Source organism: Roseibium sp. RP-7 (assembly GCF_053005225.1).
On the sequence record NZ_JBRKQA010000001.1, the window covers coordinates 1,510,548 to 1,523,696 of the forward strand.

The window sequence follows — 13,149 nt, forward strand, 5'->3', positions numbered from 1 at the left end:
TCAATGGAGTTCCTCCCGTTTCAGCCCGGCAGCGTAGCGCATGATTTCGTTTTCGTTGATGTGATCGCCGGTCAGAACGCCGGTGATATGCCCTTCGCGCATCACCACCACCCGATGGCAAATACCGATGATTTCCGGCATCTCCGAAGAGATGACCACGACCGAAACCCCTTCGGCGGCAAGGGCAGCGATGAAGTGGTAGATCTGTTGTTTCGTGCCGACATCGATACCGCGGGTCGGTTCATCGATGATGACGATCTTCGGATCGCATTCCATGATCTTGGCGAGCAGCAGCTTCTGCTGGTTGCCGCCCGACAGCTTGCCGACCGTGATTTCCTTGTCGCGGGCCCGAACATCGAAGCGGCGGATGGCACGGTTGAGCGCGTCTTCTTCCGCCTTGCTGTCGAGACCGAAATTGCGGACGAATTTCGGCAGGGCGAACAGGGTCAGGTTTGGCCGCATCTTCTTGTCGAGAAGCAGTCCTTTTTCTTTCCGGTCCTTGGTGAGATAGGCCAAACCAAGGTCACGTGCCTGCGCGACGGTCATGGGGCCGGTGTCGCGTCCAAAAAGCCTGATGGTTCCTGCTTCAAACGGCGCAAGGCCGCAAATCGTCTCGAAGACTGCGGTCCTGCCGGAGCCGATCAGACCCGAAAAGCCCAATATCTCGCCCTTGCGCAGGCTGAAGCTGACGTTGTCGACGGACGGCGCACGCAGGTTCTGGACTTCCAGAACGAGCTCTGCATCGACGTCTGCCTCATGCATGGGCGGGTAGAGATCGGAAAGCTCCCGGCCAACCATCATCTGGGCCATCATGTCCGGCGTCAGATCGCTGGAGGCACGCGTGTCGATCCACTGACCGTCACGCAGGATGGTGACGCGGTCGGCAATTTCCTTGACCTCGTTGAGCTTGTGCGAAACGAACACGATGCCGACGCCGCTTTCTTTCAGCTTTTCCACCTGACGGAAGAAAACCTGGGTTTCCTCCTCGGTCAGAACGGCGGTTGGTTCGTCCATGATCAGGATGCGGGCGTTCCGGCTGACGGCCTTGACGATCTCGACCATCTGCTTCTGGGCGATGGTAAGGTCGGAAATGCGATCGGTCGGGGAAATGTCGAGGCCGATCTCGTCCAGATACTTCCGGACGGTTGCCTGCATGGCCGCCTTGTCCAGAAAACCGTTGGATTTGATCTCGCGGCCGAGGAACACGTTTTCCTCTACCGTCATCTGTTCGGCGAGGTTGAGCTCCTGGTGGATCAGCACGACGCCGAGTTTCTCTGCGCCACCGTTCGCGGGCAGGTCGGTCTGCTTGCCGTCGAGACGGATCTGGCCGGAGGTCGGATCATGAAACCCGGAGAGGATTTTCATCAGCGTCGACTTGCCGGCGCCGTTCTCGCCGATCAGGGCATGAACCTCGCCAGGGCGGACGTCCATGCTGACACTGAACAGCACGGGAACCGGCCCAAAGGATTTGCTGATGTTCACGGCCTCGATGACCGCTGCCGGAGCAGTGGTGTCCACGCTCATTCTTGTTCCTCCCAAGGCGCCAAAGCCCTCTTCCTCAATGGCGCCGTGCGTTTGATGTAAACGTTTTCATGGATCGTGTAAACCTTTACATTGGCCTCTGTAAACCTTTTCATTATGTGCAATGCGTTCTATACAGCGTAGATGGCGTTGCGATTCATGGACTTACCACGAGGCCGCACCGCAGCATGTCTGGAAATAGAAAATGACCGAACCGGGCGAGCGGCCGGCGACCATTGAAGACGTTGCGAAACTGGCGGGCGTATCCATCGCGACCGTCAGCAGGGCCTTGCGCTCGCCGGAGAAGGTTGCCGAGAGCACGCGCAAGAAGGTTACGGCCGCCATTGCCCGGACCGGCTACACCGCCAACGCCATGGCGCAGAACCTGCGCATGCAGCGCTCGCAGATGGTGCTGGTGCTGGCGTCTTCCATTGCTGATCCAAACTTTGCCGGCATTCTGACAGGGCTGGAAAAGGCGGCAAACGACCGTGGTTATGGTGTCCTCATCGGCAACACCGAAGGTACCAGCGGACTGGAGCAGAACTACCTGCGTTTCCTGTCGACGGGCATGGCCGACGGGCTTGTCTTGCTGACAGGACATATTCCGGTTGCCGGGCAGCCACAAACACCGCTCACCAATCTGCCGCCGATCGTGGCGACCGAGCGTCCGGTCTCGAACCCTGAAATCAGCTACGTCGGCGTGGATGATGTCGCGGCCTCCAAGGTGGCGACCGAATATCTGATCTCCCTGGGGCATCGGCGGATCACCTATATTTCCGGCGGGCCCGCCGACATCCGCAGCGATCTTCGCCATTCCGGATATCTGCAAGGGTTGAGAGAATCACCCGAAGCATTGCGCGACTGGCGCGTGGAGGGCGACGGCTCCAGCGAGAGCGGGCGTGCCGCCGTCGAACGGCTGTTCATCAAGGACGACCTGCCGACCGCTTTCTTCTGTTTCAACGACAACACCGCCATTGGGGTCATCTCGGCGCTTCAACTGCGTGGCTACCGCGTCCCGGAAGATTTCTCCGTGCTTGGTTTCGACGACATTCCCTTTGCCAACAATTTCACGCCCGGATTGACGACAATTCGCCAACCCCGGCAACATATCGGCGAAAAGGCCATGACAATCCTGCTTGATCGCCTTGCGAACCGGTCCCTGGAAACGCGCACTCATCTGCTCCACGGGGATCTCATCGTGCGCGAGAGCTGTGGTGGCATTTCGCGCAAGCTGAAGTGACGTGCTGCGGGCGTGATGCCAGTGCGCATTAGGCGCTGGCAGACCTTCTGATCGCAGTCGATGATCCGATAAGCGTAAGGAGCTGGTTCGTGACCGCCCTGGTTCCCATGTCACCGCCGAATTCCATCGGTCGCAACACGTTTTCCTGAAAGCCGGTGTCGACTGCGCCGTTGATCAGGTCTGCGGCGTCGGCAAGGGAGGGCTTGTCCAACTTCTCGGCGAGATAGTCCAGCATCAGCGCAGCACTCAAGATCGCGGCCAGCGGGTTGGCCTTGTCTTCTCCCATGATGTCGGGGGCGCTGCCGTGGGCTGGCTGAAACAATCCGGTGGTGTCGCCGATCTCCCCACAGGCGGCCATGCCCATGCCACCCACCAGGCCACCGGCAAGGTCCGAAAGAATGTCGCCGAACATGTTTTCCATCACCAGAACGTCGAACTCCCAGGGCTTGCGCACCAGGTCGAGTGCTTGTGCGTCGACGTAATTGTAGCCGACAGGCACGTCGGCAAATTCCGATTTCACTTCGTCGAAGATCTGGCGGAAGAAGGCCAGAGAGGTGAACACATTCGCCTTGTCGACACAGGTGAGCCTGCCCGGATGGCCGCGCTCGCGCCGTTTGCGGGCAAGGTTGAATGCAAAGCGATGCAGCTTGGTGGTGGTTTTGCGCGTGATGCGCAAGACATCCTGCACTTCGTCATCATTGACTACGAGGCTGCGCTTGTGTGCCGCTGCAGAGTAGAACAGCCCTTCGGTAGATTCTCGCAGGATAACGAGATCGATACCGGCAGCGCGCGGATCGGCGAGCCTTTGCGGTGCGTTGGGATAGGCTTTGACCGGGCGAACACCCGCATAAAGCCCAAAGCGATCGCGCAGGCGCAAATGCGGCGAGATCTCCGTGCCGTTTGCATGCCGGATCGAGGGAAGGCCGATGGCCCCAAGGAAAATTGCATCGGCAAGCCCCGCGCGTTCCTCTCCGCCGTCTTCGATGTCGAGGCCAGTCTCCTTGAAGTAACCCGCCCCTGCCTGGATCTCGTCATAGCGGGGCGCGGGTTCTCCCGTGTGCTTCAAGGCTGTTTCCAGCACGGCAATGGCTGCTTCCGCCACATCGACGCCAATACCGTCACCTTTTATCAGGGCAATTTTCATGGGACTGTTCCTCAAATCCAATCAACGTCGTAGCGCTCGACGATCCGGCCGATCTGGTCCGGATTGAGCGCCGTTGCGGCAGTGCCGCGAAGCAGAAGGGCAAGCCTGGCTGTTGCTTCCAGCTCTTCCATGGCATGGACGGCGGCAGCCAGATCCCGGCCGGCAACAACGGGCCCGTGGTTGGCCAGCAGAACGGCAGAACGACGGCCTGCAAGTCCTCGGACCGCGTCTCCCATTGCCGGATCTCCCGGCACGAAAAACGGCAGAAGCTTCACCTTGCCGAGCTGCATGATCCCGTAGGCCGTCAGGGGGGGCAGAACGTTGTCCGGATCGATCTCCGGCAACAGGGAAAGCGCAACCGAGTGGCACGAATGCAGATGCACGACCGCACCTGCCGAATGGCGGGTCTCGTAAAAGGCCGTGTGAAGCGGGATTTCCTTCGTCGGCCTGTCACCCGAAAGCAGTTCGCCGTGGGCAGAAAGATGGCTGATCCGGGCCGGGTCCAAAAACCCCATGGAGGAGCCGGTCGGGGTAACGAGCAATGTGCCATCCGACAGACGAACGGAGAGATTGCCGGTCGATCCATGTGTCAAACCACGGTCGAACATCGATTTTGCCATCAGGCAAATCTGTTCGCGGGTTGTTGCGCTTTCGCTCATCGGCTTGTCTCCAGAACGCTGAGCGCCTCGGAGAAGAAGTTCGGTCCACCGAAGTTGCCGGATTTCAGCGCCAGCGCCAGCGGCTGACCGCTCACCTTGAGCGCGGGAACACCCGGCGCAATCTTCGGACCGATATCCAGCGTGTTTGCCCCGAGACCGGAAACAACGGCCCCTGACGTTTCGCCGCCGGCGACCACCATTCGGCTGACACCGGCGTTGAACAGCGACGCCGCCAGATCGGAAAAAAACTCCTCAATCGCCGCCGCGCTTTTTTCCCTGCCGTATTTTTGTTGGGCAGCACTCACCACGGCAGGGTCGGCGGAGGAATAAAGCAGGGGCGAAGCGTCCTGGCGAAGTACCCAGCCGGCGATTTCCTGCACCGACAGTGCCTTCGCCATGATGTCGTCGACAGTCAGTTCACGCGATGGTGCAATGGCCTTGTAGCGCGCGACCTGGGCGCGAGTTGCCATTGAACATGAACCGGACAGAACCACGGCTTTACCCGAATGTCCGGTCCAGTTGGCGACCGCAGGCGCGTGGCCAAAGTTCTTGGGCAAGCCGAGGGCTATGCCCGAGCCTCCGACAAGAAGCTTTCGTGCCGCGATTGCTCGCCCAATGGTGGCAAGATCATCGTTACGGATTGCATCCACAATCACCATCGACTTGCCGTCGGCAGGGCAGGCGAGGTTGATTGCAGCCGGACCATCTGCCACGTGATCGAGGGAGACATGACCGACTGTCCAGGACGTCTGACGAGCCAGCACGCGCCGGATGTCCGGGTCGCCCATTGGCGTCAACGGATGGTGGCGCATGCCGCTTTCGCTCAAAAGCCTGTCTGCGACGAAGAGATGTCCCTGGTAGACGGTTCGTCCGTTTTCCGGAAAGGCCGGGCAGACGATCACACATGTCTCGCCAAGCCTGTCGGCAAGGGCTTCCGCCACCGGGCCGATATTGCCTTCGTCGGTCGAATCGAACGTCGAACAGATCTTGAAGACAATCTGCTTGCATCCCTGACCGGTCAGCCAGTCGCAGGCTCGCAGGGACTGGGCAACGGCCTCTGCAGCTGGGATCGTTCGGGACTTCAGACTGATGATGCCGGCGTCCACCGACGCAAGTGCCGGAACATCGGGTACACCGACATATTGAGCCGCCGTCATGCCGCCTTCCGACAGCATCAATGCAATGTCGGACGCTCCGGTAAAATCATCCGCGATCACGCCCAGCTTCATGAGCGGATCCCCTTGAGTGGACCACGGTCGAGACGGAAGATGTGGTCCGGGCCGTGTTGCGGAAAGAGGGTGCGCACCAGGGGATCATGTCCCGGCACAACAAGGTCTATCGAGCTGGCAAGGTGCTGAATGGTTCCAAACCCATCCAGCATGTCCTGTATGTCGACAACGATCGGGAACGGTTTGGCTTCCAGGAAATTCTCGTAGTAGTGGGCTGCGTCGGAAGCCAGGCACATCCAGCCGGCTTCTGTCAGTACACGAACCGCCTGCAATCCCTTGCTGTGCCCGCCAATGCGATGAACTGTAAGTCCTTCCCGGACTTCGCCATCTCCTTCATGAAAGATTACCCGGCCAGAGTAGAGCCTTTGCACAGCTTCACAGACATGGTCCGCGGTGTAGGGAGCCTTCATCGCGCCCTGGCACATGCAGGGACCTGTGGCGAAAGCCATTTCCGCTGCCTGCAGATGGATGGTGGCATTGGGAAAATGCTTCAAGCCGCCCGCGTGGTCATAATGCAGATGGGTGACGATGATGGTCGTCACTGCCTCAGGTTCAATGCCGAGAGGGGCCAGGGCCTCTACCGGATTGAGCCGGACAGGACGGCCGCGCCGCGCGCCTTCGTCGCCGTCGTAACCTGTGTCGACCAGAATGATCTCGTCCTGCTGCCGCAGCACCCAGATGAAGTAATCCATCTCGTGTGGCTGGTCGTGGTTGTCGTCGAACAGGAAACTGTCCTTGCGCGTGCGCGCATTCCTGTCGGCATATTTGACCGCGAAAACCTGCCAGGGGCTCATGAGGCCACCTTCGCGTAGGTTCGAACCGTTTTTTGCGCGATCATCCCGGCAACCTTTGCATCGAACGACTTGAAGTGAGGAGTTTGCAGATGCGCCTGAAAGGCGTCGGCATCGTCATAAAGTTCATAGAGAAACACATCGCCGGGGCGATCAGGGTCGGTGCAGACGTCGAATTGTCTGCATCCGGGTTCGTCCTTCAGGGACGCTTCGGCGTTTGCGATCATGAGCGGCAGAAAATCCTCCACCGCCTCGGCCTTGATCTGAAACACCACCGTTACGGCATACATGTTCTTCTCCTCAGCGGAACAGGTTCACCATACCCATCGACAGGAAGGGTATGTAAGTCACAGCGAGCAGGGCGGCGATTGCGGCTATGTAGAGCGGTGCCATGTTGCGGGCGATCGACAAAACACCGACGCCGGATATCCGCGAGGCAACATAAAGTGTTGCGCCAACCGGAGGTGTGAACAGACCAACGGCCACATTGCAGGTCATGATCACACCCAGATGGACCGGGTCGACGCCGAAGGCTTGCGCGGTCGGCAGGAACAGCGGTGCCGTCAGCAGGATTGCAGGAACCGGATCGAGAACGAGACCGAGGACCAGAAGCACGACATTGACCAGCAACAGGAACATCCAGGGTCCGGTTGAAAACGCCTGCACGAAACCGACCAGGATCTGGGGCATCTGTTCAAGCGTGATCAGCCAGCCAAGGACTGTCGTTGCACCGATCACGACCATCACCACCGCGCTGGTGACGAAGCTGTCGATAAGAAGACGCGGCAGATCGCGGAGTTTGAAGTCCCGGTAGACAACAGTTGTCACGAACAGGCCGTAGACGACGGCAAGGGCCGCGGCTTCCGTCGGTGTCACCCAGCCGGTGAAAATGCCGCCGAGGATCACGATCGGCATGAACAGGGCAGGGGCGGTACCGATGAAGGAACTGGTCAATTCCTTGAAGGTCGTGGTGCGCCCACCGGGATCGCACTTGGTGGTCTTGCCGACATAGTAACAAACCGCCATGAACAGGGCGCCGAACAGAATGCCGGGAACCATGCCACCGAGAAAGAGATCGGCAACCGAAACGTTGCCGACAAAGCCGTAGATCAGCATCGGAATGGATGGTGGGATGATGATGCCGATCGTCCCGGCTGCAGCCACCAGACCGGCGGCGAAGGCGGTGTTGTAGCCCTCGCGGGACATGTTCTTGATCATGACCGAACCGATGGCTGCGCTGTCGGCAATGGCCGAACCCGAAATGCCGCCGAAAATCATGGATGCGCCGACGACGACCATGCCGAGCCCGCCTGCCATGAAGCCGAAGGCTGCCCTTGCAAAGCCGATGATGCGCAGGCCGACACCGCCGCGGCTCATCATTTCCCCGGCGACGATGAAGAGCGGGATCGCAAGGAAGTGGTTCGGCTCCACCCCGCCGATAAAATTCAGGAACAGCGCCTGCAAGGGGTAACCGAGATCAAAGACAATGATCGGCAGGACAGCGGTGATCAGAATTGCCCAGACCAGCGGAATGCCGATGAAAACGGAGGTCAGGAAGACCGCAACAACGAAGATCAGGATCATGAGAGGGCCTCGCCGCCATCTGAGTGCGCTGCATGAGGAACGACAGGATTTTTGAGGTCGTAGACCATGTTGAAGAGATGGAAGATCAGGGTCAGTGTCATGCCGGCCGGCATGGACGCGTAGAGCAGACCGACAGGCCAGTAGAGAACGGTTGTCTTCTGTGCCCAGGTGTGGACCGAGATATTGACACCGGTGTAGATCAGGCTGAGCAGCAGGACGACGATGATCACGTCGATTGCGATCGACAAGACACGTTGACCCGTCAGCGGCACCAGTTTCTCGACAACTTCGGTAACGCGCATGTGCGCGCCCCGGGCAACCGCTGCCGCACAGCCGATGAAGGTGCTCCAGAGCAGCAGGAAGCTGGTCACTTCCAGCGACCAGGCAAGGTCGAAGCCGGCGAAGCCGCGAAGCCAGGCGTTGCAGAACACCAGGGTGACGATCGAAAAGCCGCCGAGCGCCAGGCATAAATCGACCAGGTGACTGAGCCAGCGAAGCGCAGCCGGATAGTGATCTCGGTAATCCAAGGGTCGTCTCTTCTTGAAAAGGGCCGGAACCGCCGCGTGACGTGCGGTTCCGGCAGTTGAGCCCCGGAGCACCCTGCGTTCTTTCGAACGCCGTTCGGTGCTCCGACCCACAAGAAACGATCAACTGTTGAACGGGCAACCGGCTCGATCACCCGTGCGTTGATCTCGTTGCCTATCAGTTCTGGGCCGGGAGTTTTTCGCGGATCGCTGCCGCATCTGACAGGATCTGGTCGACGGCTTCCTCGCCGTAGACATCCTTGGCCTTTGCGTAGACCGACTGCACCGCCTCGCGGAACGGCGCGATATCGGGAACGCTGACCGTGGCGCCGGATTCCTGCATTTCCGTGAGTTGGCTTTCGACCGAACTCTTGACGAGGTTCCGGCTGAAGGCTGCGGAATCGGCTGCAGCTTTCATCACGGCTTCCTTGTCTTCGTCGGAAAAGGACTGCCAGGTCTTTTCGGCCACCGTCAGGGGCAGAGGGCTGTAGACGTGGCGTGTCAGCGTGATGTAGGGCGCAACTTCATAGAACCGCAGTGACTTGATGGTGTCGACCGGGTTCTCCTGGCCGTTGACGATGCCCTGCTGAATGGAAATGTAGACGTCGGTAATCGGCATGACGACCGTCTGGAAACCGATGGCTTCCATCGACCAGCGGATCATGTCGTTCGGGAAGACGCGCATTTTCATGGACTTGGCGTCTTCTGGCGAATTCAGCGGTTCGTTGGTGGTGAAGCTGCGGAACCCGGCTTCCCAAGTCGACAGTACCCGGAAACCCTTTTCCGGCAGCTTGGCGAATTCTCCCTGCAGCCATTCGGAATTGTCATAGAGTTCCCAACCCTGCTCGTAGGTGTCGACCAGGAACGGCATGGCCGTGAGGTTCAGCGTCGGCATGTGCGTGGCGTAGCTGCCCGTGGCCGAGACCGTGAAGTCGATGCCGCCAAGCTGCAGCAGTTCAATGGCTTTCGGATCGTTTGCGAGCGATCCGGACGGGAAGATCTGCACTTCGTAACGGCCGTCCGTATATTCCGCGACCTTCTCCGCAAACAGTTCTGCAGCCTGCTGACGGGAACCGCCAGGGTTGTCCGTATGGCTGAATCGCAAGGTTTCGACAGCCTGCGCGCCGCTCATGCCCATTGTGAGAATTGCCGCGCTCATCAGCAGGCGGCTCAAGGATTTCTTGTCAAGCATTTCAATCTCCTCCCACGGCCGCTCCAAGGCCGTATCAATTTACACATTCGATTGCGTATACGCTAATCAATCCCTTGTCAACGACGCTAATGTCGACTATCAAAAATCCAATGATGGAATTGCCGCTTCGAAACAGGGAAAGCCTTCGGGTCTTCTGCCGATTTCAGGAGTGTGCGGGAGGACGAAAAAAGATGAACGACGGCTCTGCAAAAGACCTGGGCGTCTCGGACACGTTACGCGTTGCCTGCCTTGGAGCGGGCTACTTTGCCCAGTTTCACTACGATGCCTGGCGCAGGGTCGAACGGGTTCGGCTGGTGGGTTCCTGTGATCAGGATCCGTCGAAGGCGAAGGCCACTGGACTGACTGCCTTCAGTGATCTGGAGTACATGCTGAAGATGGCGAAACCCGATCTGCTGGACATCATCACGCCGCCGCCGACGCATTTCAGCGCCATCGAGCTTGCCATCCGGAAGGGCGTGAAGACGATCATCTGTCAGAAACCGTTCTGTACCTCGCTCGAGGAAGCCCGGAAGGCAACGAAGCTGGCAGAAGAAGCCGGCGTGATCATCGTCATCCATGAAAACTTCCGCTTCCAGCCCTGGTACCGGACAATCCGACAGGCTCTGGAACGGCAACTGCTTGGCGATTTGCTTCAGGTAACTTTCCGACTGCGCACAGGGGACGGGCAGGGGCCGAAGGCCTATCTGGACCGGCAGCCGTATTTTCAGGAAATGCCCAGGTTGCTGATCCATGAAACCGGCGTTCACTGGATCGACACGTTTCGCTACCTGATCGGCGAGCCCGAGGCGGTCTATGCGGATCTTCGCAGGCTCAACCCGGCCATCAAGGGAGAGGACGCCGGCTATTTCATTTTCGACTATTCAAACGGGGTGAGAGCGCTCTTCGACGGCAACAGACTTCTGGACCACGCCGCCGAAAATTGCAGAACCACACTTGGTGAAGCTCTGTTGGAGGGCACTCGGGGAACGCTGACATTGAAAGGCGACGGCTCGGTGCGCTTGCGTCATTTCGGCGACAAGGACGAAACTCTTCTGCTGGCGGCACAGGATTGGCCTGGCTTTGGCGGCGATTGCGTCAAGAATCTGATAAGCCATGTTGTAGACGGTCTCCTGGATGGAAAGCCGCTGGAAAACGAGGCGCGGAGCTACCTGAAGGTGATTGCAATCGAACAGGCCATCTATGAGTCGGACCGCAAGGGGCAGAAAATCCGGGAGTTTGACTGTGCTTGAGGCTCCGAAACAAAAGACCATCACCACGCAGGCCATGGAGCAGATCCGCCAGCTCATTTTCGACGGTGAACTGGCGGCAGGCTCCGATCATCTAGAAAGCGAACTTGCCGACCGGCTTGGCATGTCCCGCACACCGGTGCGCGAGGCAACCTTGATGCTGGCCCAGCAAGGCCTTCTGGAGGTGCGACCACGCAAGGGTGTTCGCATCGCCACCTTGTCGTTGAAGGACATGGAGGAAATCTACGCCATCCTGACCGAACTGGAGAGTCTTGCTGCCGAAGAAGCCGCTGAAAAAGGCTATTCGGAAACGGATCTTGCGGATCTCAAGCAGGCGATCGAGGCCATGGAAGATGCATTGGAGCGTGAGGACCGGGAAGCCTGGGCGATAGCCGATGATGCCTTCCACACGGAGCTTGTCCGCCTCGGTGGAAATTCGCGTGTCCAGTCCATCGTCTCGATGATGTCCAATCAGGTACGCCGGGCACGCGCCATGACGCTTTACATTCGCCCGCTGCCGGTCAAGTCCAACGAAGACCACCGGGCGGTCTTCGACGCAATCCGCAAGGGTGACGCCCAGGCGGCACGCCAGCGCCACCATCTTCATCGCCAGGATGCCCGCGAGGTGCTGATCGAGCTTCTGAAAAAGCACAAGCTGTTTCAGCTCTGAGCTTCACTCGGATGTATTTCTCTCGTCAGGCTCAACGATAACGGCGTAGGAGGGGTGGCAACAGGTGGCAGTGCCTATCCGCCTTGCCAGACCTTGATCGCCTCGACCGGGTAGACCAGCATCAGAACGTTCAGCGTCAGATTGTCCTTTATCACCCAGAGTGCAAGCAGTTCGAAGGCAATCCCGACCAGGATCGTGATCCAGACCGGCATGCGCCAGGCAAAGAAGAAGCCGGCGAGCATCCAGAGAATATCGAAGACGGAATTCAGGACACTGTCACCGGTGTAACCAACGGCAATGGTCGCTTCGCGGTACCGGTCGATGATCCAGGGGCTGTTTTCGACGATTTCCCAGGCTGCTTCGATGAAGATCGCTCCGAGCGCGCGCTCACCGACGGAACTGCGTCTGAAGACCAGCCACAGGAACAGATAGAACAGGAAGCCGTGGATGATATGCGAGGGCGTGTACCAGTCGGCTATATGTTGCGAGGAACCGGCGACATCGCTGGCTGGCGTCCACAACAGAACATAGCCGCAGTCACAGATCGGGATCCGCCCCATGGCGAGAAGGATGGTGGCGGTGACGGCGATCATCGCGATGCCGACGATCAGGCATTTGCGTTTGCTCACGGGGCTGAGTTCCTAGTCGGAATGAAAAGAGGGATTGGGAGAGCGGAAACTTTGCTCGCTTCTATTGAAGATTTTTCAAATATATTTCGAGCCGCTTGGTGCAACGTACGGTCTTGAGTTCGATTTCGTCATACGGCAGGTTACAGATATTAATTTTGAAGCCAGTCTGACTTTTGTATAAACCACAATCGCATAACCCAAGGTACTCGTTCGGATCTTCAGCACGAGTTTCTGCCATGACCTGCGCAAGCGACCTCTGAGCGCGTGCTATTTCCTTCAATTCTTTTGCAGGTACTTTCTCGTCAAGGCAGTTGTAAACCTCGCCATCGATACCGGACACAAGCACACCCTTGGAGGCAATCGGTTGGCTCGCACGGGCTTTTGCCACCATTTCAATAGTGCTGATCCACGTTAAGGGGCACGTCGAACTTGCGATCGTTTGGCTGAAAGCAGGTTTTGATAAAATGCCCAGTGCTATCCATAGTCCGACAACAAACGAAAATACTGAGATGGCGACCGAACACCTAGCAAAGTGAAATGTCATTTGTTGCCCTAATCAAATACCAAACAATGGGTTTTATTCCCTTCAATGCCACTTGTCATATTCGCGCTGGAAATTTTGCAGGATTCTCTCTATGACCTTGCGCCAACGAAACAACAATCCAACCGGCTCTGAGATTTAAGTTGCGCCCCGGCTTTCCGGCGCGTTTGCGCGGCTC

14 protein-coding genes are annotated in these 13,149 nt (G+C 58.5%); 3 read left to right on the top strand and 11 right to left on the bottom strand.

The genetic code is table 11. From position 1 onward, the window contains the following. Positions 1 to 1,524 carry a sugar ABC transporter ATP-binding protein gene (locus ACVDG9_RS06840; RefSeq protein ID WP_055658470.1) on the bottom strand — a complete coding sequence of 508 codons (1,524 nt, stop codon included), beginning with the start codon at positions 1,522 to 1,524 and terminating at the stop codon, positions 1 to 3. Positions 1,525 to 1,726: 202 nt separating this feature from the next. Between ACVDG9_RS06840 and ACVDG9_RS06845 the strand changes: the two genes are divergently transcribed. Next, on the top strand, positions 1,727 to 2,761 hold the full coding sequence (locus ACVDG9_RS06845) for a LacI family DNA-binding transcriptional regulator (RefSeq protein ID WP_447237597.1): 1,035 nt from the start codon (positions 1,727 to 1,729) through the stop codon (positions 2,759 to 2,761). A gap of 28 nt (positions 2,762 to 2,789) precedes the next feature. On the opposite strand, the gene ACVDG9_RS06850 is transcribed toward ACVDG9_RS06845, so the two are convergent. The 8 genes from ACVDG9_RS06850 to ACVDG9_RS06885 form a co-directional block, all read right to left on the bottom strand. Continuing rightward, positions 2,790 to 3,905, bottom strand: coding sequence for an isocitrate/isopropylmalate dehydrogenase family protein (locus ACVDG9_RS06850; RefSeq protein ID WP_022999999.1), 1,116 nt, complete (start codon positions 3,903 to 3,905; stop codon positions 2,790 to 2,792). An 11-nt stretch (positions 3,906 to 3,916) separates the two neighbouring features. Next, on the bottom strand, positions 3,917 to 4,564 hold the full coding sequence (gene otnC, locus ACVDG9_RS06855; protein WP_168691075.1) for a 3-oxo-tetronate 4-phosphate decarboxylase: 648 nt from the start codon (positions 4,562 to 4,564) through the stop codon (positions 3,917 to 3,919). After that, positions 4,561 to 5,793 carry a 3-oxo-tetronate kinase gene (gene otnK / locus ACVDG9_RS06860; protein ID WP_447237598.1) on the bottom strand — a complete coding sequence of 411 codons (1,233 nt, stop codon included), beginning with the start codon at positions 5,791 to 5,793 and terminating at the stop codon, positions 4,561 to 4,563. Before otnK ends, otnC begins: the two co-directional genes overlap by 4 nt. After that, on the bottom strand, positions 5,790 to 6,587 hold the full coding sequence (locus ACVDG9_RS06865) for an N-acyl homoserine lactonase family protein (protein ID WP_447237599.1): 798 nt from the start codon (positions 6,585 to 6,587) through the stop codon (positions 5,790 to 5,792). Before ACVDG9_RS06865 ends, otnK begins: the two co-directional genes overlap by 4 nt. Continuing rightward, positions 6,584 to 6,874 carry a putative quinol monooxygenase gene (locus ACVDG9_RS06870; RefSeq protein ID WP_023000003.1) on the bottom strand — a complete coding sequence of 97 codons (291 nt, stop codon included), beginning with the start codon at positions 6,872 to 6,874 and terminating at the stop codon, positions 6,584 to 6,586. Before ACVDG9_RS06870 ends, ACVDG9_RS06865 begins: the two co-directional genes overlap by 4 nt. Positions 6,875 to 6,884: 10 nt before the next feature. Then, on the bottom strand, positions 6,885 to 8,168 hold the full coding sequence (locus ACVDG9_RS06875) for a TRAP transporter large permease (RefSeq protein ID WP_023000004.1): 1,284 nt from the start codon (positions 8,166 to 8,168) through the stop codon (positions 6,885 to 6,887). After that, positions 8,165 to 8,695, bottom strand: a complete 531-nt coding sequence (locus ACVDG9_RS06880) for a TRAP transporter small permease (protein WP_023000005.1) — start codon at positions 8,693 to 8,695, stop codon at positions 8,165 to 8,167. Before ACVDG9_RS06880 ends, ACVDG9_RS06875 begins: the two co-directional genes overlap by 4 nt. 175 nt (positions 8,696 to 8,870) lie before the next feature. Beyond that, positions 8,871 to 9,884, bottom strand: coding sequence for a TRAP transporter substrate-binding protein (locus tag ACVDG9_RS06885; protein WP_023000006.1), 1,014 nt, complete (start codon positions 9,882 to 9,884; stop codon positions 8,871 to 8,873). Positions 9,885 to 10,075: 191 nt separating this feature from the next. On the opposite strand from ACVDG9_RS06885, the gene ACVDG9_RS06890 reads away from it, so the two are divergent. Next, positions 10,076 to 11,134 (top strand): Gfo/Idh/MocA family protein, encoded by a 1,059-nt coding sequence (locus ACVDG9_RS06890; protein WP_447237600.1) that lies wholly within the window; start codon positions 10,076 to 10,078, stop codon positions 11,132 to 11,134. Further along, positions 11,127 to 11,801, top strand: a complete 675-nt coding sequence (locus ACVDG9_RS06895) for a GntR family transcriptional regulator (protein ID WP_055658487.1) — start codon at positions 11,127 to 11,129, stop codon at positions 11,799 to 11,801. Before ACVDG9_RS06890 ends, ACVDG9_RS06895 begins: the two co-directional genes overlap by 8 nt. 74 nt (positions 11,802 to 11,875) lie before the next feature. Here ACVDG9_RS06895 and ACVDG9_RS06900 read toward each other — a convergent pair whose 3' ends face one another. After that, positions 11,876 to 12,430, bottom strand: a complete 555-nt coding sequence (locus tag ACVDG9_RS06900) for a DUF2585 domain-containing protein (protein ID WP_447237601.1) — start codon at positions 12,428 to 12,430, stop codon at positions 11,876 to 11,878. A gap of 61 nt (positions 12,431 to 12,491) precedes the next feature. After that, a complete protein-coding gene (locus ACVDG9_RS06905; RefSeq protein WP_447237602.1) occupies positions 12,492 to 12,974 on the bottom strand; it encodes a hypothetical protein in 483 nt (160 codons plus the stop codon). Positions 12,975 to 13,149: the final 175 nt, after the last annotated feature.